21 protein-coding genes and 1 pseudogene are annotated in these 20031 nt (G+C 65.4%); 12 read left to right on the forward strand and 10 right to left on the reverse strand.

Going from position 1 to position 20031, the window contains the following annotated elements:
• Nucleotides 1-41 precede the first annotated feature (41 nt).
• Genes plsY through AC0KW6_RS07475 form a run of 5 tightly spaced genes read right to left on the reverse strand, consistent with a single transcriptional unit; the run spans nucleotide 42 to nucleotide 3826 of the window.
• Complete coding sequence (plsY, locus tag AC0KW6_RS07455) at nucleotides 42-647, reverse strand: glycerol-3-phosphate 1-O-acyltransferase PlsY (RefSeq protein ID WP_323779605.1); 606 nt, start codon at nucleotides 645-647, stop codon at nucleotides 42-44.
• Complete coding sequence (gene pyrC, locus AC0KW6_RS07460; protein ID WP_474034581.1) at nucleotides 647-1957, reverse strand: dihydroorotase; 1311 nt, start codon at nucleotides 1955-1957, stop codon at nucleotides 647-649. The genes plsY and pyrC overlap by 1 nt, the downstream gene beginning before the upstream one ends.
• The gene (locus tag AC0KW6_RS07465) at nucleotides 1954-2337 is read right to left on the reverse strand and encodes a hypothetical protein (protein WP_323779601.1); all 384 of its coding nucleotides are present in this window, start codon (nucleotides 2335-2337) and stop codon (nucleotides 1954-1956) included. The genes pyrC and AC0KW6_RS07465 overlap by 4 nt, the downstream gene beginning before the upstream one ends.
• Entirely contained in the window at nucleotides 2337-2870 is a 534-nt protein-coding gene (locus AC0KW6_RS07470; RefSeq protein WP_323779599.1) for a hypothetical protein, read from the reverse strand. The genes AC0KW6_RS07465 and AC0KW6_RS07470 overlap by 1 nt, the downstream gene beginning before the upstream one ends.
• A 5-nt stretch (nucleotides 2871-2875) precedes the next feature.
• Nucleotides 2876-3826, reverse strand: coding sequence for an aspartate carbamoyltransferase catalytic subunit (locus AC0KW6_RS07475; RefSeq protein WP_024088907.1), 951 nt, complete (start codon nucleotides 3824-3826; stop codon nucleotides 2876-2878).
• 152 nt (nucleotides 3827-3978) lie between these two features.
• Between AC0KW6_RS07475 and AC0KW6_RS07480 the strand changes: the two genes are divergently transcribed.
• The 6 genes from AC0KW6_RS07480 (at nucleotide 3979) to AC0KW6_RS07505 (ending at nucleotide 11508) form a co-directional block, all read left to right on the forward strand.
• Nucleotides 3979-4743 (forward strand): uracil-DNA glycosylase, encoded by a 765-nt coding sequence (locus AC0KW6_RS07480; RefSeq protein ID WP_323779597.1) that lies wholly within the window; start codon nucleotides 3979-3981, stop codon nucleotides 4741-4743.
• A gap of 15 nt (nucleotides 4744-4758) precedes the next feature.
• Nucleotides 4759-5358: a metallophosphoesterase family protein gene (locus tag AC0KW6_RS07485; protein WP_323779595.1), complete on the forward strand. Its 600-nt coding sequence runs from the start codon at nucleotides 4759-4761 to the stop codon at nucleotides 5356-5358.
• On the forward strand, nucleotides 5355-5975 hold the full coding sequence (locus AC0KW6_RS07490) for a LysE family translocator (RefSeq protein WP_323779593.1): 621 nt from the start codon (nucleotides 5355-5357) through the stop codon (nucleotides 5973-5975). Before AC0KW6_RS07485 ends, AC0KW6_RS07490 begins: the two co-directional genes overlap by 4 nt.
• 6 nt (nucleotides 5976-5981) lie before the next feature.
• Entirely contained in the window at nucleotides 5982-6524 is a 543-nt protein-coding gene (moaB, locus tag AC0KW6_RS07495; RefSeq protein ID WP_474034582.1) for a molybdenum cofactor biosynthesis protein B, read from the forward strand.
• 128 nt (nucleotides 6525-6652) lie between these two features.
• Nucleotides 6653-8107, forward strand: coding sequence for an efflux RND transporter periplasmic adaptor subunit (locus AC0KW6_RS07500; RefSeq protein ID WP_474034583.1), 1455 nt, complete (start codon nucleotides 6653-6655; stop codon nucleotides 8105-8107).
• A 5-nt stretch (nucleotides 8108-8112) separates the two neighbouring features.
• Complete coding sequence (locus tag AC0KW6_RS07505; RefSeq protein ID WP_474034584.1) at nucleotides 8113-11508, forward strand: efflux RND transporter permease subunit; 3396 nt, start codon at nucleotides 8113-8115, stop codon at nucleotides 11506-11508.
• Here AC0KW6_RS07505 and AC0KW6_RS07510 read toward each other — a convergent pair.
• Both AC0KW6_RS07510 and AC0KW6_RS07515 read right to left on the reverse strand, forming a co-directional pair.
• Nucleotides 11478-11939 (reverse strand): NUDIX hydrolase, encoded by a 462-nt coding sequence (locus AC0KW6_RS07510; protein WP_323781232.1) that lies wholly within the window; start codon nucleotides 11937-11939, stop codon nucleotides 11478-11480. The two genes, AC0KW6_RS07505 and AC0KW6_RS07510, sit on opposite strands and share 31 nt — an antisense overlap.
• Nucleotides 11936-12757, reverse strand: a complete 822-nt coding sequence (locus tag AC0KW6_RS07515; RefSeq protein WP_474034585.1) for a protein-disulfide reductase DsbD domain-containing protein — start codon at nucleotides 12755-12757, stop codon at nucleotides 11936-11938. Before AC0KW6_RS07515 ends, AC0KW6_RS07510 begins: the two co-directional genes overlap by 4 nt.
• Nucleotides 12758-12925: 168 nt before the next feature.
• On the opposite strand from AC0KW6_RS07515, the pseudogene AC0KW6_RS07520 reads away from it, so the two are divergent.
• Nucleotides 12926-13495: pseudogene (locus AC0KW6_RS07520) on the forward strand (YqgE/AlgH family protein); the annotation flags it as partial.
• A 122-nt stretch (nucleotides 13496-13617) separates the two neighbouring features.
• Here AC0KW6_RS07520 and AC0KW6_RS07525 read toward each other — a convergent pair.
• Complete coding sequence (locus AC0KW6_RS07525; protein ID WP_474034586.1) at nucleotides 13618-14568, reverse strand: L-threonylcarbamoyladenylate synthase; 951 nt, start codon at nucleotides 14566-14568, stop codon at nucleotides 13618-13620.
• Nucleotides 14569-14710: 142 nt separating this feature from the next.
• On the opposite strand from AC0KW6_RS07525, the gene AC0KW6_RS07530 reads away from it, so the two are divergent.
• The 5 genes from AC0KW6_RS07530 to AC0KW6_RS07550 all read left to right on the forward strand — a co-directional run bounded on the left by AC0KW6_RS07530 (nucleotide 14711) and on the right by AC0KW6_RS07550 (nucleotide 18908).
• A complete protein-coding gene (locus AC0KW6_RS07530; protein WP_474034587.1) occupies nucleotides 14711-16414 on the forward strand; it encodes an acyl-CoA dehydrogenase in 1704 nt (567 codons plus the stop codon).
• A 3-nt stretch (nucleotides 16415-16417) separates the two neighbouring features.
• Nucleotides 16418-17464, forward strand: coding sequence for an MBL fold metallo-hydrolase (locus AC0KW6_RS07535; RefSeq protein ID WP_474034588.1), 1047 nt, complete (start codon nucleotides 16418-16420; stop codon nucleotides 17462-17464).
• 26 nt (nucleotides 17465-17490) lie between these two features.
• Nucleotides 17491-17943 (forward strand): DUF6173 family protein, encoded by a 453-nt coding sequence (locus AC0KW6_RS07540; protein WP_323781247.1) that lies wholly within the window; start codon nucleotides 17491-17493, stop codon nucleotides 17941-17943.
• A 186-nt stretch (nucleotides 17944-18129) separates the two neighbouring features.
• A complete protein-coding gene (locus tag AC0KW6_RS07545; RefSeq protein ID WP_323781252.1) occupies nucleotides 18130-18264 on the forward strand; it encodes an aa3-type cytochrome c oxidase subunit IV in 135 nt (44 codons plus the stop codon).
• 23 nt (nucleotides 18265-18287) lie between these two features.
• Entirely contained in the window at nucleotides 18288-18908 is a 621-nt protein-coding gene (locus AC0KW6_RS07550) for a hypothetical protein (RefSeq protein WP_474034589.1), read from the forward strand.
• A 19-nt stretch (nucleotides 18909-18927) separates the two neighbouring features.
• On the opposite strand, the gene AC0KW6_RS07555 is transcribed toward AC0KW6_RS07550, so the two are convergent.
• Together AC0KW6_RS07555 and AC0KW6_RS07560 are read right to left on the reverse strand one after the other, a co-directional pair.
• On the reverse strand, nucleotides 18928-19257 hold the full coding sequence (locus AC0KW6_RS07555) for an AzlD domain-containing protein (protein ID WP_323783703.1): 330 nt from the start codon (nucleotides 19255-19257) through the stop codon (nucleotides 18928-18930).
• Nucleotides 19254-19982 carry an AzlC family ABC transporter permease gene (locus AC0KW6_RS07560; RefSeq protein WP_323783701.1) on the reverse strand — a complete coding sequence of 243 codons (729 nt, stop codon included), beginning with the start codon at nucleotides 19980-19982 and terminating at the stop codon, nucleotides 19254-19256. The genes AC0KW6_RS07555 and AC0KW6_RS07560 overlap by 4 nt, the downstream gene beginning before the upstream one ends.
• Nucleotides 19983-20031: the final 49 nt, after the last annotated feature.

The raw sequence follows: 20031 nt of genomic DNA on the forward strand, positions 1-20031 counted from the left end.
AGCATTCAAGGCGGCGGGAAACGGCTCCAGCCTGGGGCGGCTCACTTCTGGCCGATCCGCGGCTCGGTGCCGGCACGCAGGCGTGCGATATTGGCCGCGTGGCGGATCAACACCACCGCTGCCAGAAGCAGCGCCAGCACCGCCACTGGCTGATAGCCCAGCACCAATACCCAAACAGCTGCCGAAGCTGCCGAGACCAGCGCGCCCATGGACGAAATCCGGCTGGCTGCCGCAGCCGCCAGCCAGGTCAGGCAGCAGGCAATGCCGACCGGCCAGGCCAGCGCCAGCATCAAGCCGAGGAAGGTGGCAACCCCTTTGCCGCCCTTGAACCCCAGCCAGACCGGGAAGCAATGGCCAAGAAAGGCCATCAGCCCCGCCGCTTGCGCCGCATCTTCGCCGGCCAGGGAGCGGGCCAGCAGCACCGCCGCCGCGCCCTTGCCGCCATCCAGGACCAGTGTCAGTGCCGCGGCGGCTTTGCTTCCGGTGCGCAAGACATTGGTGGTGCCGATATTGCCGGAGCCGATTTCACGCAGGTTGCCCAGCCCGAACAGCCGGGTGACAACCATGCCAAAGGGCACCGACCCCAGGCCGTAGCCAATCACGGCCCACAGGATCAAAACCGCGGCAGAGCTTTCCAGAACAGGCATCAGTCCCTCCGGTAGACGGGCTCACCCGCAACAAATGTGGCCTCAACCCGGCCTTGCATCCGCTGAGTGTCAAATGGCGTGTTCTGCGATTTCGAGCGCAGCTTGAAGCGGTCGAGCACAAAGGGCACGTCCGGATCGAACAGCACCAGATCGGCTGGCGCGCCCTCGGCCAGGCGGCCGCTGTCCAGCCCCAGACGTTTTGCCGGGTTCAGCGACATGGCGCGGAACAGGGTTGGCAGGTCCAGCAGTTCAGCATGATAAAGCCGCAGCGCCGCGGGCAGCAGGGTTTCCAGCGCCACGGCACCGGCAGCGGCTTCTTCAAAAGGCAGCCGTTTGCTTTCTTCGTCCTGCGGCGTGTGCATCGAGGAGATGATGTCGATAAGACCTGTGCGCACCGCTTCCACAACGGCCAGCCGGTCGTCCTCGGAGCGCAGCGGCGGCTTCACCTTGAAAAAGCTGCGGTAGCCTGCCACGTCCAGCTCGTTCAGTGTCAGGTGGTGGATCGAAGTGCCCGCTGTGATGTCGAGACCGTTGCTCTTGGCGCGCTCCAGTGCGGGCAGGGCGCGGGCTGTGGTGATCTGGTCGGCGTGATACTTGGCGCCGGTCATCTCCAGCAGCGCGATATCGCGGTCCAGGCCCATCCGTTCGGCCATCGGAGAGACGGCCGGCAGCCCGTATAGGGCGGCAAATTTGCCGGAGGTGGCGGCCGCTCCGGCGCTCAGCACCGGTTCCTGCGGGTGGGCAATGACCAAGGCGCCGCAGGAGCGGGCATAGGTCAGCGCGCGCTGAAAGACCTTGGTATTGCCGGTCACATGGTCGCAATCGGAAAACGCCACCGCGCCGGCATCCATCAGGAAGCCGATCTCGGTCATTTCACGGCCCTCGCGGCCTTTGGTCAGCGCCGCCATCGGCAGCACGTTCACCGGCGTATCGGCCTGGGCGCGGCGGGTGACGAATTCCAGTGTCTCCGGGCTGTCGATGGCAGGTGTTGTATCGGGACGGGTGACGATGGTGGTGACCCCGCCCGCTGCTGCCGCGAGGCCTGCGGATTTATAGCTTTCCTTGTGCCGCTCGCCCGGCTCGCAAACCTTGACGCCGATGTCGACAATGCCCGGCGCCAGGCATTTTCCGCCGCACTCCAGAAGGGCCGCATCCTCTGGCCTGATGTTGCGTGCGCGCAGCAGCTGGTCAGGATCGGCGGTGTTCGTTTCAACTGCCGCGATCCGTCCGTTCTGCACCAGAACCGTGCCCGGTGCATCGGTGCCTGCCTCGGGATCAATCAGGCGGGCGTTGATGAAGAGAGTGGTCATGCCTTGGCTCTTTCGATTGCATGGAGGGTCGCGGCCGGGTCGGCCTGGTATTTGATCAGGTGTTTGTCGCCGGTCCTGGTGATCACCTGCACATAGCTGCCCATGGTGCGGATAGTCTTGATCCGGGTCAGCGGGATGTAGCGTTCCGCAGGGCCGGTGAGGGCCGTATCTGTCAGGGTCCATACCACCGCCAGCTCCTCGCTGGCCATATACCAGCCGCGCAAAGCTATGGCGGCCAGCCCGCCGGCAGCGCCGGTCCAGATATGCGGGCTGTCAACGGCCCAAAGAACAGCCATGGCGCCGCCCATGCCGATCGCCGCCATCCAGGCATGGGCGCGGACATAGGCACGGCGGTCCGGTTTCAATTCGGTCTCCGCCATCAAACTGCAACAACCCAGACCAGCAATGCGGCCAGCAGCATCACCACGGCAAACAGGACAGCGCCAATGCGGCGGGCTTGCCTGCGGGCTTGCCGCGGGGGAAGTTTCGGGGCGGAATAGGGCTTGGCGCTTTCGGCGGTTACGGGCGGAGCGTTCCAATTGGTCTGCCGCTCGCCGTAGGTGCCGATCAGGCTGATCTGCCCGGCCGGGGTCAGCCGGGTTTCGGCTCCGTCAAAGGCGCGCGAGCGGATCAGCAGCACATGGCCCTCCAGCGCGTCCAGCATGCCGCGGTCTTCCTCGACCTGCGCCCGCGGCACACCGCAGCCGTCTGTGAGGTAACCAGCCAGGCCGATGTCCTCCAGGTCGGAGACCGGAAAGATCTCCACCTGATCCGGGTCGAGCGCCGCGACCCCTAAAACCTGCGCCAGCGCGCCGGGCTCCTTGAGAAAGGCCGCCTGCTCGGGCCGCATGTCGAGCCTGAACAACCGGATCACGCCGCGTTCGCCTGCAGGGATATGGATGACGCCCTCCATGCTGCTCAGCCCGCCTTGGCCTGCCGTTCGGCGCGCAGGTTGCGAGCCAGCAGATCCATTGCCGCCATCCGCACCGCAACGCCCATCTCAACCTGCTCCTGAATGACCGAGCGGTTGATGTCGTCGGCGAGCGTCCCGTCGATCTCGACCCCGCGGTTCATCGGACCGGGGTGCATGACGATGGCGTCGGGTTTCGCCTGTGCCAGCTTGTCGGCGTCGAGGCCGTAGCGATGATAGTATTCGCGCTCCGACGGGATGAAACCGCCGTCCATCCGTTCCTTCTGCAGCCGCAGCATCATCACGACGTCGACGTCTTTCAGGCCTTCGCGCATGTCGTCATAAATCTCGGCGCCGAATTCGGCGAACTGGCCGGGCACCAGGGTCGGCGGGCCGATCAGACGGATGCGGTTTTCCATCTTGCCCAGCAGGATCAGGTTGGAGCGGGCGACGCGGGAATGCGCAATGTCGCCGCAGATTGCAATGTTCAGCCGGTGCAGCCGGCCTTTGGAGCGGCGGATGGTCAGCGCATCAAGCAGCGCTTGGGTCGGGTGTTCGTGCTTGCCGTCGCCGGCGTTCAGCACCGCGCAGTTCACCTTTTGCGCCAAGAGATCCACCGCGCCCGAATGGGGATGCCGTACCACCAGCAGGTCCGGGTGCATCGCGTTCAGCGTCATCGCGGTGTCGATCAGCGTCTCGCCCTTTTTGATCGAGGACGCCTGCATCGCCATGTTCATCACATCGGCGCCCAGCCGTTTGCCCGCCAGTTCGAACGAGGCCTGGGTGCGGGTGGAATTCTCGAAGAACATGTTGATCTGAGTAAGCCCCGCCAGCACGTCGGAGTGTTTTTCCGGGCGGCGGTTCAGGGCGACATATTCGTCAGCCAGATCAAGAATCGCGGTGATCTCATGCGGTTTCAGCGGTTCGATGCCAAGCAGGTGGCGGTGTTCGAAAGACATGGGGGCAGCTCCGCGTGATTTGCGGGTTCTTATAGGCGGGGCGGGCCAGACGGGCAACGGCCGGCACAGGCGAAGCTAGGGAATTTGAGTATTTGCAGCAAGATGAAAGGGGAGGTGTTCCGCTTGGGGCGCAGGCGGAGTAGCTTGGGCGCATGGAATCGGCATTGGATTACTGGAGCGCCCGGGCGCTGTTGGAGTGGCAGGCGGAGCTTGGCGCGACCGAAGCGCTGTGCGACGAACCAATCGACCGGTACGCGCTGGAACAGGCGGCACCCAAGCCGAAACCGGGGGCCGTGCCTGCGCCGCCGCCCAAGCCCAAGGAGGCGGATCCGGTCGAGGCGGCCCGTAAAGCCGCCAAAGGGGCTGCGTCATTGCCTGGCTTGCGCGATGCCTTGGAGGGGTTCAGCCACTGCGACCTGAAACGCGGCGCGCGCAATCTGGTGTTCTCGGACGGCCAGGCGGGGGCGCGGGTGATGATCATCGGCGAAGCACCGGGGCGCGATGAGGATCTGCAGGGCAAACCGTTTGCGGGCCGGGACGGGCAGCTGCTGGACAAAATGCTGGAGGCAATCGGGCTATCACGTGCCGAGAGCGTCTATCTTACCAATGTGCTGCCCTGGCGGCCGCCGCAGAACCGTGACCCGCTGCCCGCGGAGATTGCTATGCTGACGCCGTTTCTGGAGCGGCATGTTGCCCTGGCGGAGCCGGATATTCTGGTCTTGATGGGCAATGTCAGCTGCCAGGCAGTGCTGGGCAAACGCGGCATAACCCGGCTGCGCGGGCAATGGGATCAGGCCTGGGGCAAGCCGGTACTGCCGATGTTCCACCCTGCCTATCTGCTGCGCCAGCCGCAGCAGAAGCGGCTGGCCTGGGGGGATCTGCTGGAGCTGAAGGCACGGCTGGGCGCCCTGTCCTGACGGAGGAGGAGCGTCATGAAGATTCTCGCATTTTCGGATCTGCATCTGTCAAACAGCCATGCGGCGGAGATCGTGGCGGCCAGCGCCGGCGCTGATCTGGTGATCGGTGCAGGCGATTTTTGCAACATGCGCCAGGGAATGGACCGGGCGATGGCGATGCTGGCGGGTCTGAAGGTGCCGATGGTGGCGGTTCCCGGCAATGGCGAAAGCGCCGGTGAACTGCGTGCGGCGGGGTTTCCCAGCACAACCGTGCTGCATGGCGAGGGAATGGACTTTGAGGGCCTGCGTCTGTTCGGTCTGGGCTATGGCGTGCCGGAAACACCCTTTGGCAGCTGGTCCTGCGACCTGAGCGAGATTCAGGCGGCGGCGATGCTGGCAGCCTGTGATCATGCGGATATCCTGATTTCGCACTCGCCGCCCAAGGGGCTGGGGGATATCACCTCGGGCGGGCTGTCCGTGGGCTCAGCGGCGGTCAGGGCAGCGGCGGAGCGGATCCAGCCGCAGCTGCTGCTTTGCGGCCATGTGCATGATTGCTGGGGCTTTCGCGGAAATTTAGGAAAAACGCAGGTGGCCAATCTTGGTCCTGCGGTGAGCTGGTTCGAGGTGATACCATGATCGATGCGGTGACTTTGCTGGCTTTTGTCCCGGCAGCGCTGGCGCTGAACCTGACGCCGGGGGCGGACATGATGTTCTGCCTTGGCCAGGGGCTGCGCTCGGGGCGCGGTGCGGCGGTGGCGGCCAGCGCAGGGATCTCGGCGGGCAGCATGGTGCATGTGGCGCTGGCCGGGCTGGGGCTGGGCGCGGCGGTCTCTGCCATGCCCGCATTGTTCGACGTGATCCGCTGGTTTGGTGTCGCCTATCTGCTGTACCTGGCCTGGGGTGCTTTGCGCGGCGGTCTTGCGGCGGATGAACTGCCCGAGCGGCGCGGCGCCAGCGCTTTTCGCAGCGGGCTGCTGGTCAACCTGGCCAATCCGAAGGTGATCCTGTTCGTGCTGGCCTTTGTGCCGCAATTCGTAAAACCCGAGGCAGGCCCGGTGCTGGTCCAGTTCCTGATCTTCGGGCTGATCCTGGCGGTGGGCGGGTTCTTCATCAACGGGCTGGTCGGCATCTTTGCCGGCCAGGCCGGGCGGCGGCTGACCGGCTCGCCGGTGTTTGCGCGCTGGCTGGGCCGGGTTTCGGCCGGAATTTTTGCAGGGCTGGCCATGCGGCTGGCCATTATGGAAAGGGCGTGACAGGAAATGTCCCGGATTGACGAAAGCATGGAATTCATCCCGGTGCGCATTGCGGTGCTGACCGTTTCGGATAGCCGCAAGCTGGAGGACGACCGCTCCGGCCAGGTGCTGGTAGACCGTCTGCGGGACGCGGGCCATGCTCTGGCAGCCCGCAAAATCATCCCGGACGAGCGGGCAGCGATCGCCGCGCAGCTGCGTGCCTGGATCGCCGACCGTCAAGTCGATGTGGTGATCTCAACCGGCGGCACCGGGCTGACGGGGCGGGACGTCACCGTCGAGGCGCACCGCGACGTTTATGAAAAGGAGATCGAGGCCTTCGGCACCGTCTTCACCCTGGTTTCGATGCAGAAGATCGGCACCAGCGCGGTGCAGTCGCGGGCCACCGGCGGCGTTGCGGGCGGCACCTATCTGTTTGCACTGCCCGGCAGCCCCGGCGCCTGCAAGGACGGCTGGGATGAAATCCTGTCAAAACAGCTCGATTACCGCCACCGGCCCTGCAATTTCGTGGAAATTATGCCCAGATTGGAGGAACAACTGCGCCGGAAGTAATCCGGTACGGCGTGTAACCTCGTAAACCTGTGCGGAAAATCGTATATTTCCAAGCGGGCACAAGGCATTTGCAATTTGGCTGGCTGCAATGGCGGCCCCGGCAGCATCCGCCACCGGAAGGGAGAGACATGCGCTTTTTGCGTCAGAGTGTGACAGGGGTGTTCCTGGCGGCCGTAACGGTGGCGCTGCTGCTTTATGCCGGGCAGCTGATTTTCAGTGCGATTGATGCACAGCTGAATGCGGAGAAAAAGACGCCGCCGGTGCGCGAACGGGTGTTTGCGGTCAATGTGGTGACGGCGGACCTGCAGACTGTGGCGCCGGAGCTGACCGCCTTTGGCCGGGTGGAAAGCCGCCGCACGCTGGAGCTGCGCACGGCCGTTGGCGGCCGGGTGGTGCAGCTGGCCGAGGATTTCGAGGAAGGCGGCGCGGTCCGTGCGGGCGAGGTGCTGGTGCAAATCGATCCGGTGGACGCGCAAGCCGCACTGGACCGGGCCGAGGCTGACATGATGGATGCCCGCGCCGAGGAACGCGATGCCGGCCGGGCGCTGATCCTGGCGCAGGACGAATTGCAGGCCACCCAGGACCAGGCGCAATTGCGCCAGCGGGCGTTTCAGCGGCAAGTGGACCTGCAGGAGCGCGGTGTCGGCACCGCTGCCACCGTGGAAACAGCAGAATTTGCGGCGGTTCAGGCGCGCCAGGCGGTGATCTCGCGCCGCCAGGCCGTCAGCCAGGCCGAAGCGCGCGCCGATCAGGCTGCCACCCGTGTGGCCCGGGCGAAAATCGCGCTGGACGAGGCACGGCGCGAGCTGGACGATACCACGATCAAAGCGGGTTTTGACGGGACCTTGCAAGCCGTGAACCTGGTGCAGGGACGGCTGGTTTCAGCCAATGAAAAGCTGGCGGATTTGGTTGATCCGGATCTGCTGGAGGCAGCGTTCCGGGTCTCAACCGCGCAATACACAAGGCTGCTCGGCGCTGATGGCGATCTGCTGCAGGCGCCGGTACGGGTGACACTGGATGCGGCCGGGGCGGGTCTCAGCGCCACGGGGCAGATTTCCCGCGCCAGCGGCGCTGCCGGCGACGGGCAGACCGGGCGGCTTGTTTATGCCCGGCTGCAGGCCGCGCCGGGGTTTGAACCGGGCGATTTTGTCACCGTGAAAGTGACTGAGCCTGAGGTCGCAGCGGTGGCCCGTGTTCCGGCCTCGGCGCTGGGCGCGGATGGTTCTATTCTGGTGCTGGGCGCCGGGGACCGGTTGGAAGCATTGGCTGTTGAGCTGGTGCGCCGTCAGGGCGGCGACGTGCTGATCCGCGGATCGGGACTGGAAGGGCGCGAGGTTGTGACCGGCCGCACACCGCTTCTGGGGCCTGGCATCAAAGTGCGTCCGCTGCGCCAGGGCGCCGCGGCACCGGCGCTGCCCGAGCTGATCGAACTGAGCGATGAGCGCCGGGCAAGACTGGTGGCCATGGTGGAAGGCAACAGCCGGATGCCGTCGGAGATGAAGGCCAGGATGCTGCAGCAGCTGGCCGAGGCCAAGGTGCCCGCGCAATTGGTCTCCCGCATCGAAACCCGGATGGGAGGCTGAAGCGCATGGCCCGCAAGCTCCCCCGGCCGGCCCGCGGGCTGTTCAGTTACTTCACCCGCCACCGCACCGCCGCGAACCTGTTGCTGGTGATCATGCTGGTGCTGGGGGCCGCAGCAATGCCCAACATGCGGGCGCAGTTCTTCCCGGATGTGATTGTCGAAAGCGTCACCGTCACCGTCGAATGGGAGGGCGCCGGCCCCGAGGATGTGGACAGCGGCATCGTGCAGGTTCTGGAACCGGCGCTCCTGGCCGTGGACGGTGTGGAGGAGACCGTCTCCAGCTCGCGTGAAGGATGGGCAACGCTGACCCTGGAGTTTGAGCCGGGCTCGGACATGGGGCAGGCAACCGACGATGTGCAGGCAGCGGTCGACGGCATCACCACATTGCCGGAGGAGGCAGAGGAGCCGGAAGTGCGCCGCGGCGCCTGGCGCGACCGGGTGACCGATGTGGTGATCACCGGGCCGGTCGGGGCGGCGCAGCTGGGCCTTTTCGCAGACGAACTGGTCGCCCGCCTGTTCGAGGCCGGCGTCACCCGGACCACCATCCGCGGCGTGGCGGCGCCGGAGACCATCGTCGAGGTGCCCACTGCCAAGCTGATCACCCATGACATCAGCATGCGCGAGATCGCCGGGGCCATTGCCGCCGAGGTGGACGCCGACCCCGCAGGCGATGTGACCGGCGCCAATGCGCGGGTCCGCACCGGCAGCGAGAAACGCCAGCCCGATGAGCTGAAAGCGATCGTTCTGCGCACCAATCCCGACGGCTCGGTGCTGACGATCGCGGATGTGGCACAGGTGCGGGTGGAGGGAGTGGACCGCAACCGCTCTTATTTCGTCGGCGAGCATCCGGCGATGTCGATCCGGGTTGACCGCACGGACCAGGGCAATGCCATCCGCCTGCAGGGCAAGGTCCAGGAGGTGGTTGCGGAAATGCAGGCCAGCCTGCCGCAGGGGGTGACGGCACAGCTGATCCGCACCCGGGCCGAGCACATCACCAACAGGCTGGATATCCTGGTCGACAACGGGCTGATGGGGCTCGCCCTGGTGCTGTGCCTGCTGTTCCTGTTCCTCAACACCCGCATTGCCTTCTGGGTGGCAATGGGCATCCCCGCCTCGATGTTTGCCGCCGTGGCGCTGATGTATGCTGCCGGGATCACCATCAATATGGTCAGCCTGTTCGGCCTGATCATCACCTTGGGGATCGTGGTGGACGATGCCATCGTGGTGGGTGAACACGCCGATTTCCGGGTGCGGCGGCTGGGCGAAAGCCCGGTTCAGGCCGCCGAGAACGCGGCCCGGCGCATGGCGATGCCGGTCTTCGCGGCAACGCTGACCACCATCATCGCCTTTTTTGGCCTGACCCTTGTGGGGGGGCGTTTTGGCGAGCTGATCCGCGATATCCCTTTCACCGTGATCGCGGTGCTGGCGGCCTCGCTGGTGGAATGTTTTCTGATCCTGCCCAACCACTTGGCCCATGCGCTGACACATGCCCAGGCGCGGCATTGGTATGACTGGCCGAACCGGATGGTGAACCGCGGCTTCCGCTGGCTGCGCGACAACGCGTTCCGCCCGTTCATGGGCTGGGTGGTCCAGGCCCGCTATGCCGTGCTGGCCGGGGCGCTTGCAGTTCTGGCAAGCCAGGCGGCGCTGTTCATCAGCGGCGATGTGCAGTGGCGCTTTTTCAACGCGCCTGAGCGCGGCTCGGTGACCGGCAATTTCGCCATGGTGGAGGGCGCCAGCCGCAGTGACACCCTGGCGATGATGCAGGAAATGCAACGCGCGACCGAGGCGCTGGGCGCGGAATATGCCACCCGCTATGGCCGCAATCCGCTGGATTTCGTCATGGCCGAGGTGGGCGGCAATGCCGGCCGCGGCCTGGGCGGGGTGGAGGCCAAGGACACAGATCTGCTGGGCGGGATCTCGATTGAATTGATCGACGCCGACCTGCGCCCCTATTCCAGCTTTGCGTTTGTCGCTGAGCTGCAGGAGCGGGTGGCACGGCATCCGATGGCCGAGACGGTGTCTTTCCGCAGCTGGCGTTCCGGACCGGGCGGCGATGCGCTTGACGTGCAGTTCTCCGGCCCCGGCGTGCAGGTGCTGAAGGATGCCTCGGAAGACCTGAAAACCGCACTGCTGCGCTTTCCCGAGGTTTCAGCCGTCGAGGACAATCTGGCCTACGACAAGGAGGAGGTGATCCTCGACCTCACCCCGCAGGGGCAGGCGCTGAATTTCACCATCGGCAGCCTTGGCCAGGCACTGCGGGCGCGGCTGAATGGAATTGAGGCGGCCACCTACCCGGACGGGCCGCGCAGTGCCACCATCCGGGTAGAGCTGCCCGAAAATGAGCTGACCGCCGATTTCCTGGAGCGCACGCTGATGCGGGCGCCCAGCGGCATCTACGTGCCGCTGGCCGATATCGTCTCGGTCACCCAGCGCACTGGCTTTTCCACCGTGCGGCGGGAAAACGGCATCCGGGTGATCAGTGTTTCGGGCGATATCTCCGAGGACGATCCCGCCCGGGCCGAAGGGGTGATGAAAGCGCTTCAGGACGAAATCCTGCCGAAGATTGCCAGCGAGCGGCAGGTGGAATGGACCCTGTCGGGCCTCGCAGAGCAGGAGCAGACCTTCCTGCAAGAGGCCGGCACCGGGCTGATTCTGTGCCTGACGGGAATCTACCTGGTGCTGGCCTGGATCTTTGCCAGCTGGACCCGGCCCCTGGTGGTGATGGCAATCATTCCCTTCGGTCTCGTCGGGACGATCTGGGGGCATTACATGTGGGAGGTGCCGCTGAGCATGTTCACTGTGGTGGGTCTTTTGGGGATGACCGGGATCATCATCAACGATTCCATCGTGCTGGTGACCACCATCGACCAGTACGCCGAAGACCGCGGGCTGGTGCCGTCGATCATCGATGCGGCGGCGGACCGGCTGCGGCCGGTGATGCTGACCACGATGACCACGGTTCTGGGTCTGGCGCCCTTGCTGTTCGAACGCTCGCAACAGGCGCAGTTCCTGAAACCGACGGTGATCACGCTCGTCTACGGCCTTGGGTTCGGCATGTTCCTGGTTCTGCTGGTGGTGCCTGCACTGGTGGCCATGCAGCGGGATCTGACGCGCCCGATGACTTCGCTGCGCCGGGCTCTGCGGCGCGGCGCAGGGGGGCTGCGCTGGCTGGTGCTGGGCACCGCGCTGGCTCAGCTTGGCTGGCTGGTGCTGACGCTGGGCTGGGCCATGGCCACCGGCGCGCTGCATCCGGTGCTGCGGGCTTTTCCCGCGCTGGCGGCGATGGAGCCGGTGCGCGCCGGGCTGCTGGCCTGCGTTGCGGGGGCGCTGGTTCTGGCGCTGCTGGCCTATCTGGCCGGAAGCGCCGCCTACCGGTTCAACGCCCGCCAGCGGGCCTGAGCCAGCCGGGCCACATCCGCCACCTGTTCCAGCAGCTGCAGTCCGCGGGTTTCGATCTCGGCAATCGGGATCCACTCGGCCTGTTCGGCGTCATCATCCGGCACCGGCTCGCCGCTGATATAGCCGCACAGGACCACCGTCAGCAGATACTGGCGCTGTGCCGCGCCAGTCTCGCCGCGGGCAATCACATCGACATTGGTAAGATACTCCAGCGGTCTGGCAATAACCCCGGTTTCCTCTTGCAGCTCACGCGCGGCGGCCTGCAGGGCGGTCTCCCCCATCTCCACATGGCCGCCGGGAAAGCCCCACCAGCCCGCATTCGGCTCTTTGCCGCGCTGGACCAGAATCACCTGGTCCCGGCCGCCGATGCGGCGGCAGACCACGGCAATGGTGCCCAGAACCGGACGCTGGGGACTGGCGGCAGGGCTCATCCGGCGCTGCAGCCCTGGATGTCCACCGCGTGGTTCTGCCCCAGCACCGTGATCCGCAGTTGCGAGCGGTCAATGGCATAGGCGCTGTCATCGGCAGGCAGGAATTCGGCTTCAGCCACCAGCTGCCCGCCTTCGCGCCGCGTGGTGGTCTCACCGGCAAACAGCTTGGGATTGCCCGGTTCGATCACCGCAACCTCCTTGCCGCCGGCAGAGGGCATCGAGATGCGGGCGGTGATCTTCATGCCGTATTCGGACGGGTGCAGGCTGCAGGCGGCATGGCGCACACCGGCTTCCTTGGCCGACCAGGGGCGGCTGGCCATCGCAGCGGCAATTGCCGGGTTGCGGCCTGCGGTGCTGTCCAGCTGGTGGTCAAAGCTCAGCTCGGCCGGCACGCAGACGTCCTTGCAGACACCCAGCTGCATCCGGCCTTTCAGGCGCACTGGCTTGCCCGGCGTTTCCGGAGTGATCTCCAGCGGCAGCACCAGCTGGTCGTGATAGCCGATGGTGCGGTAGCCGGAGGTCTGAAAAACCTCGGGTGCGGGCCAGGTGATCGACAGCCCGCCCACATTGCGCGCGCCGCGCCAGGAAAAGCTGGGCGGAATGCCGGCGTCGCCAGGCGCGCGCCAATAGGTCTTCCAGCCGGGCTGCAGCTTGATCCGCAGCGCCCCCATATAGGTGCCGCGCGGGGTCATGCCGCCGTCCAGCACTTCTATCTGCACGATCCCGCCGTCGGCGGCGCCGGCAAGGGCCGGGGCGCCTGATGCCGCGGCAAGCAAAACCGCCAGGGCGGCCATGGGTCTGTTCAGCTTCGGTCTCATGCCCCGATACATGCGCCTGGCAGCAGGGTTTGCCAAGTCACGTTCCGGTCATTGTCTTGGAGTATGGGCAGGTTTGCGGCAATTTTGCCGGAGGCTTGACCGGGCTGACCCTTTGCACCCCTTGCGTGCGGCCCGGGGGGGCGTCATGGTGGAGACAGGCAGCAGGAAAGACGGAATTACATGGATCTGACTGGCAAGCTATTGATTGCAATGCCCGGAATCGGCGACCCAAGGTTTGAGCATTCGGTGGTTTTCCTGTGCTCATATGGTGAGGAAGGGGCGATGGGCCTCATCGTCAACAAGCCTGCGGACGGGGTGGCGCTGGGCGATCTGCTGGAGCAGCTGGACATGGGCGAAGAGGGCAGCGCGGCAGCGGCATTGCCGGTGCGGTTCGGCGGTCCGGTGGAGACCCAGCGCGGGTTCGTGCTGCACACGCCGGATTACGAATCGGACGTCAGCTCGCTGAAGGTGCCGGGCGGGTTTTCGATGACCGCGACGCTGGACATCCTGGAAGACATCGCCCTGGGGCAGGGACCGGAGCAACTGCTGGTGCTGCTGGGCTATGCGGGCTGGGGGCCGGGTCAGCTGGAAGCGGAGATTGCCATGAACGGCTGGCTGACGGCCGACGCCAGCCCGGAGCTTGTTTTCAGCCTGGCGGACGACAGCAAATGGGAAGCATCGCTAAAAACCCTTGGGGTCGATCCGCTGACATTGTCAGCCAGCGCCGGCCACGCCTGAGCGGCTGATATGAGACGCCGCGCCGCGCTTGCGCAGCGCTATGCCAAACAGATTGGCACTCGTCTTTGATCGGTTCAATCGGGCGGGAGTGTCTTGGTCGGACGGCCGGGTGCCGGGGCGGCTCAATCCCTGGGCGCGGCAGCGCGGACAAGCCGGTCGTTGATGGCTTCGCCCAATCCGTGATCCGGAACCGGCGCCACCGCGATGGGTTTGCCAAGGGCGTCGAGACGGTGCAGGTGGCCAAAAAGATTGGCGGCGGCCTCGGCCAGGTCTGCGCTGGCGGAGAGGTTCAGATCGCCTCCTCCCGGGCCGAACCCAAGATACAGCTCTCCATCCTCAGCCTTGACGGCGTTCAGCCGGACCGGCGCGCCCGGGGCGTAGTGGGACAGCAGCTGGCCCGGGGCGGTCAGCGGGTCCTCGACGTCGCGCAGTACCAGCTGTTTGCCCAGCACGGCCTCGATATCTTCTGCCGCCAGCCCGCCCGGGCGCAGCAGCATCGGCGCCGGGCCTGCCAGCCCGACAATGGTCGATTCCAGCCCGACCCCGCAGGCGCCGTCATCCAGAATCGCGGCGATGCGGCCGTCCAGCCCGGCCCGCACATGGGCCGCGGTGGTGGGGCTGATCCTGCCCGAGGGATTGGCGGAGGGCGCGGCCACCGGACCGTCCAGCGCCTGCAGCAGGGCCTGGCCTGCGGGATGCGCTGGCACGCGCAAGCCCAAAGTTCCGAGGCCGGCAGTGACCAGCGGCGATATTCCGTGGCCCGCGCGCAGCGGCAGCACCAGGGTCAGCGGACCGGGCCAGAAGGCCTGTGCCAGCCGCTCAGCGGTTTCGTTCCAGACCACATAGCGGCGGCCGGCCTCTGCGGAATGCACATGTGCGATCAACGGGTTGAAGGAGGGCCGCCCCTTGGCCTCATAGATCGCTGCCACAGCCTTGCCCTGCCGGGCATCGGCGCCAAGGCCATAGACCGTCTCGGTCGGGAAAGAGACCAGCTTGCCGTCCCGCAGCAATTGGGCGGCGCGGGCAATGCCGGTTGCCGTGGCGGCAAGAGTTTCGGTGCTGTGCAGGGGCATTCCAGGTGACGCGGCGTTTTGGTTGATTGAGATGAGCGTCCGATTAGGTAATCGGTCAAGCCAGTGACCATAATAGGCCAGTGCCGGGAAGCCAAGGCCGCCCGTGCCAGGTTGCCCCTTAAATGACCTCCAGAGGACGCCCATGACTTTCCGTGCCCCCGTTTCCGAGTATGAGTTTCTGCTGAACCACGTCGTCGGCTATGACGCCATCCCGGCCACAGACCGCTTTGCCGAGGCAACGCCGGATGTGGTGAGTGCGATCCTGAACGAGGCGGGCAAGATGTGCGGCGAAGTGATGGCCCCCTTGCAACGCAACGGGGATCTGACCCCGGCCTTTCTGGACAACGGCGTGCTGCGGACCTCGCCCGGTTTCGGCGATGGGTTCAAAGCCATCGCCGAGGGCGGCTGGATCGGCATGAGCGCGCCGGAGGAACATGGCGGCATGGGGCTGCCGCTGACGGTGGCCACCGCGGTCAACGAAATGATGGCGGGCGCCTGCCTGTCGCTGCAGCTGGCACCGCTGATGAGCCAGGGCCAGATCGAGGCGCTGGAGCATCACGCCTCGGATGCGATCAAGGAGCTGTATCTGCCCAAGCTGATCTCCGGCGAGTGGTCCGGCACCATGAACCTGACCGAACCGCAGGCCGGTTCGGACGTGGGGGCGCTCAGCTCCAAGGCCGAGCCGAACGGCGATGGCACCTATGCGGTCAGCGGCCAGAAGATCTTCATCTCCTGGGGCGATAATGATTTCTGCGGCAACATCTGCCATCTGGTGCTGGCGCGGCTGCCGGACGGCATGCCGGGGACCAAGGGGATTTCCCTGTTTCTGGTGCCGAAATTCCTGCCGGACGCAGATGGCAATCCGGGCGCGGAAAACGATCTGAAGGTCGTCAGCCTCGAGCACAAGATGGGCCTGCACGGCTCCCCCACCTGCGTGATGCAATATGACGGTGCCACCGGCTGGCTGATCGGCGAGGAGCATGGCGGCATGGCAGCCATGTTCACCATGATGAACAATGCGCGCCTCGGCGTCGGCGGCCAGGGCGTGGGGGCGGGCGAAGGCGCCTATCAGCATGCGCTGGCATATGCGCTGGAACGCAAACAGGGCAAGACTGCCAGCGGCACGATTGCGGACCACGCCGATGTGCGCCGGATGCTGATGGAGATGAAGGCGGACCTGTTTGCCTCCCGCGCAATCCTGTTGGCCTGTGCGCAGGCCATCGACATGCAGACCGCCACCGGTGCAAAGGACTGGGCCGCCCGCGCAGCATTCCTGACGCCGATAGCCAAGGCATTCGGAACCGATACCGGTATCCGGCTGGCCGAGACCGGGGTGCAGGTGCATGGCGGCATGGGCTTCATCGAGGAAAGCGGTGCCGCGCAATATTACCGCGACGTGCGGGTGACGGCGATCTACGAGGGCACCAATGGCATTCAGTCGATGGATCTGGTGGCGCGCAAGATGATGGACGGCGGCGAGATGGGATTTGCCCTGATCGACGAGATCGAAGAGCAGGCCGAACGCGCCCGCACCACCCATCCGAACATGGCCGAAGCCGTCTGGCAGGCCTGTGAAAGCTTGCGCGAAGCCACCGAGTGGCTGGTCGCCCAGCAGGACATGCAGGACCGCTTTGCCGGTTCCGTGCCCTACCTGCGGGCCTTCGCCCGGGTGCTGGGCAGCCATTACCATCTGGCGGCAGCGATGGCGGATCAGGGTGGTCCGCGCGAAAAACTGGCGCGGTTCTACATCACCCGGATGCTGCCAGAACATAGCAGCCTGCTGGCCCATGCCCAGGCCGGCGCTGCGGGGGTCTTTGCCCTCACCCTTGATGAATTGGCAGGTTGATCTGTGACTGACATTCCCGACGTCTCCCCCCGCACCCCTTGGGAAGAACCGCCCGCACAGGGCGAAGCCATCGAAGTGGCCGACGGCGTCCTTTGGATGCGCCAGCCGCTGCCGATGAAGCTCGATCACGTCAATATCTACGCGCTGGATGACGGCGATGGCTGGACAGTGATCGATACCGGTTTCAACAGCCGCAAAAGCCGGGCGATCTGGGACAGCCTGATGGCGGGCCCGCTGAAGGGCAAGCCGGTCACCCGGGTTGTCGGCACCCATCATCACCCGGACCACATCGGTCTGGCCGGCTGGTTCCAGTCGCAGCATGGCGCCGAACTGGTCACCACCCGCACCGCCTGGCTGTTTGCCCGCATGCTGACGCTGGATGTGCAGGAGACCTGGCCGGAGGAGACGCTGGCCTATTACCGCAGTGCGGGCATGGACACGGCTTTCTATGACAAACGGGCCAGCGACCGGCCCTTCAACTTTGCCGATACGGTTCATCCGATGCCGCTGGGCTTTACCCGCATTCAGCAGGATGACGTGATCCGCATGGGCGGGCGTGTCTGGGATGTGCATATCGGCAACGGCCACGCCCCCGAACAGGCAACCTTCTGGAGCCGCGACGACAATCTGGTGATCACCGGCGACCAGATCCTGTCAACCATCAGCCCCAATATCGGCGTCTATGCGACCGAGCCGATGGCGGACCCCTTGGGCGAATGGCTGGAGGCCTGCGAGCGCCTGTCGAAACTGGCGCGGCCCGACCATCTGGCCCTGGGCGGGCACAAGCTGCCGTTCACCCGGCTGCCCTTGCGGATGCAGCAGCTGATCGGCAATCACCACGGCGCGCTGGAGCGGCTGATGGACCACCTTAGTGTGCCGCAGACAGCCGCCGATTGCTTTGCGCCGCTGTTCAAGCGCACAATCGGTGAAGGCGAGTACGGGCTTGCGCTGGTCGAGGCGGTGGCCCATGTAAATCATCTGTACCACACCGGCCAGGTGGACCGCTGGAAACGCGAAGACGGCGCTTGGCTCTATCAGCGCAAGGGGTGACGCACCCCGCATTCGAGGGAGACACCATGAGCGACGAGATTTCTACCAGCGCCGAAGCGGCAGAGGCGGCGGTGCTGCCCTGCGTGCACGAGGTTCATACCGATCCCGAGGCCTGTGCAGGCCTGCGCAAGATTCCGGACAAACTGCAAACTCAGGATGCGGCCAAAAGCCCGGCGCGCTGGGCCTACGAGCGGCTGATTCTTTATATCCAGAACTTCGAACAGCAGCTGGACGCCGAGCACGAGGTTGCGATGGGCTTTGCCGGCGGCAATGCAGGGGTGCTCCGGATCGAAGGCATGGGTTATTACGATCCCGATATCATCACCTTTTATGGCAGCGAAGGCCCCGGTGCGCGCACCCAGCTGGTGCAGCATGTCAGTCAGCTGAATGTGATGCTGCGGGCGGTGCCCAAGGCGCAGGACAAAGCTCCGGCCAACCGGATCGGCTTCCGGCTCGCTTCGGATTTGGAGCAGGTATAAGCTCAGGGGCAGGGCCCGGCCGATTCGCCTCTGCGGCGGTGCCGGGCCGGCCGGATGCCAAGACTGCAGGCATGGCTGCGGAATTCACTGCGTATTTCCGGCTGATGCGCCCGAATGACGTGGTGACAGAGGGCGGCAAATCCAGTAATCACCGGAAAAATGCACGTGAATTGAGGGATAACTCACATGGCTGAACATCAGCACGGCACCATGGACACCGCGGTTCAGGAAAAAGTCTACGCGGGCTTTCTGACTTTCATCACCCGCTCCAGCATTGCCCTGGTCATTTTCGCCGTCTTCCTGGCGATCTTCGCCACCTGACCGCCTGATCCGGAGAGCGCGCCGTGCGCAATCTTCTGGGCCTTGGCGCGGTTTTGCTGGCACTGGCGGGCTGCGCGGCCCCGCAGCAGCCCAATGCGGATGCCGAAACCCTGGCCCGGGTGTCTTACCGCGATCCCGGGCCGCCCGCGCTGACCCTTTATACCATGATCAACAACCGCACCGGCCGGGGCGGCCATGCGTCATTGATGATCAATGCGTCAGAGCGGGTGATCTTTGATCCGGCGGGCTCCTTCTATGCCTCGGTGGTGCCGGAACGCAACGACGTGCTTTATGGCATCACCCCCGCGGTGGAGCAGGCCTATCGCGGGGCTCATGCCCGCAGCACCTTCCATGTGGTTGTACAGCGGATCGAGGTCACGCCGGAGCAGGCCCAGAAAGCCTATCGGCTGGCGGTCGCCAATGGCCCTGTGCCGGGCGCCTATTGCGCTCAGGCCACCATCGGCATCCTGCAGCAGATCCCCGGGTTCGAGAGTCTGAACCGCACCTTCTATCCGGAAAAGCTGTCAGCGCAATTCGGCCAGTTTCCGGGCGTGGTGACGGAGCGCTACTACGAGAACGACAGCGCCGATCTGCAGGCGGGCCTTGCCAAAGGCGACGCCGCGCTGAGCGCCGCTACTGAATAATGCTGCCCGGTGCGGAGCGCTAGGCCGCAAGGTACAGCAGCAGCAGCGATACTCCGCCTGCGCCAAGCCCGCACAGCACGTTCCTGGTCAGGTAACCCGCTGCCAAGGTCGCGGCGGCGGCCGCAAAATGCATCAGGCTGGGGCTGCCGTCGGTGGGCGCCGGCCAGACCACCAGCGGCGCCACCAGCGCCGGAATGATGGCAACGGCGGTATAGCGCAGGTGGCGCATCAGCCAGGGCGCAATCGGCTTGCCGCCCATGAAGCCGATGAAGGCAAACCGCAGGGCATAGCTGCCCACGGCCAGGCCAAGGATCACAGTCCAGAGAAGCGGGGCGGGAATACTGCTCATTGCGCGGCCTCCATCTTGGTTTTCTGCCGCTCCAGCCACAGCTCCGCCTGGGCACCGGCAATCATGCCGGCAATCCCGGCCACAATCAAACCCAGGTTATAGGGCAGGGCAGCGGCGGGCAGGGCGGTGGCCACGGCGACGAAACAGGCGGCAATATGGGCAGGCGTGCGCAGCATCGGGCCGATCATCGCCAGGAACGCCAGCGGCAGCACGAAATCAACCCCCCAGCTGTCGGGGATCCGGGTGCCGACCAGCGCGCCAATTGCGGTGGCGATCACCCAGGCCGGGGCCACAATGCCATTGGTGCCAAAGAAATAGGCCATCCGCTGCGGTGCGGTCATTTCCGGCTCAGCCTCGAATTTGACGATCGACAGCGCATAGGACTGATCCACCATGAAATAGGCGGCCAGCGCCCGCTGCCACATCGGCGCATCGCCCAGGTAAGGCGTCAGCGATGCCGAATACATTGCCATCCGCAGGTTCACCGCCAGCGCCGAGATCAGGATGATGATCAGCGGCGCGTTCTCCTGCATCAGCTGCAGCGCGGTGAACTGGGCGGCGCCGGCAAAGACCGCCAATGAAAACGCAAAGGCTTCGGGCACGATCAGCCCGGCCTCCGCGGCCAGTACTCCGAACAGAAAGCCAAAGGGCGAGGCCATGAAGATAAAAGGGGCGCTGTCGCGAAACCCCTTCCAGAAGGCCGATTTGGTGGTGGTGATTGCCATCTGCGCGTCCTAGATTGCCTGCACCCGGACTAAGGCGGTGGCAGAAGGA

This window comes from Leisingera sp. SA215, from assembly GCF_055902035.1.

What these genes read in the sequence shown, in the direction of transcription:
- AC0KW6_RS07470 (WP_323779599.1), bottom strand. Translation starts at nt 2,870, where the DNA reads ATGGAGGGCGTCATCCATATCCCTGCAGGCGAACGCGGCGTGATCCGG.
- AC0KW6_RS07485 (WP_323779595.1), top strand. Translation starts at nt 4,759, where the DNA reads ATGAAGATTCTCGCATTTTCGGATCTGCATCTGTCAAACAGCCATGCG.
- AC0KW6_RS07555 (WP_323783703.1), bottom strand. Translation starts at nt 19,257, where the DNA reads ATGAGCAGTATTCCCGCCCCGCTTCTCTGGACTGTGATCCTTGGCCTG.
- plsY (WP_323779605.1), bottom strand. Translation starts at nt 647, where the DNA reads ATGCCTGTTCTGGAAAGCTCTGCCGCGGTTTTGATCCTGTGGGCCGTG.
- AC0KW6_RS07515 (WP_474034585.1), bottom strand. Translation starts at nt 12,757, where the DNA reads ATGAGACCGAAGCTGAACAGACCCATGGCCGCCCTGGCGGTTTTGCTT.
- AC0KW6_RS07490 (WP_323779593.1), top strand. Translation starts at nt 5,355, where the DNA reads ATGATCGATGCGGTGACTTTGCTGGCTTTTGTCCCGGCAGCGCTGGCG.
- AC0KW6_RS07505 (WP_474034584.1), top strand. Translation starts at nt 8,113, where the DNA reads ATGGCCCGCAAGCTCCCCCGGCCGGCCCGCGGGCTGTTCAGTTACTTC.
- AC0KW6_RS07545 (WP_323781252.1), top strand. Translation starts at nt 18,130, where the DNA reads ATGGCTGAACATCAGCACGGCACCATGGACACCGCGGTTCAGGAAAAA.
- AC0KW6_RS07465 (WP_323779601.1), bottom strand. Translation starts at nt 2,337, where the DNA reads ATGGCGGAGACCGAATTGAAACCGGACCGCCGTGCCTATGTCCGCGCC.
- AC0KW6_RS07540 (WP_323781247.1), top strand. Translation starts at nt 17,491, where the DNA reads ATGAGCGACGAGATTTCTACCAGCGCCGAAGCGGCAGAGGCGGCGGTG.
- AC0KW6_RS07530 (WP_474034587.1), top strand. Translation starts at nt 14,711, where the DNA reads ATGACTTTCCGTGCCCCCGTTTCCGAGTATGAGTTTCTGCTGAACCAC.
- moaB (WP_474034582.1), top strand. Translation starts at nt 5,982, where the DNA reads ATGTCCCGGATTGACGAAAGCATGGAATTCATCCCGGTGCGCATTGCG.
- AC0KW6_RS07510 (WP_323781232.1), bottom strand. Translation starts at nt 11,939, where the DNA reads ATGAGCCCTGCCGCCAGTCCCCAGCGTCCGGTTCTGGGCACCATTGCC.
- AC0KW6_RS07560 (WP_323783701.1), bottom strand. Translation starts at nt 19,982, where the DNA reads ATGGCAATCACCACCACCAAATCGGCCTTCTGGAAGGGGTTTCGCGAC.
- AC0KW6_RS07480 (WP_323779597.1), top strand. Translation starts at nt 3,979, where the DNA reads ATGGAATCGGCATTGGATTACTGGAGCGCCCGGGCGCTGTTGGAGTGG.
- AC0KW6_RS07475 (WP_024088907.1), bottom strand. Translation starts at nt 3,826, where the DNA reads ATGTCTTTCGAACACCGCCACCTGCTTGGCATCGAACCGCTGAAACCG.
- AC0KW6_RS07525 (WP_474034586.1), bottom strand. Translation starts at nt 14,568, where the DNA reads ATGCCCCTGCACAGCACCGAAACTCTTGCCGCCACGGCAACCGGCATT.
- pyrC (WP_474034581.1), bottom strand. Translation starts at nt 1,957, where the DNA reads ATGACCACTCTCTTCATCAACGCCCGCCTGATTGATCCCGAGGCAGGC.
- AC0KW6_RS07500 (WP_474034583.1), top strand. Translation starts at nt 6,653, where the DNA reads ATGCGCTTTTTGCGTCAGAGTGTGACAGGGGTGTTCCTGGCGGCCGTA.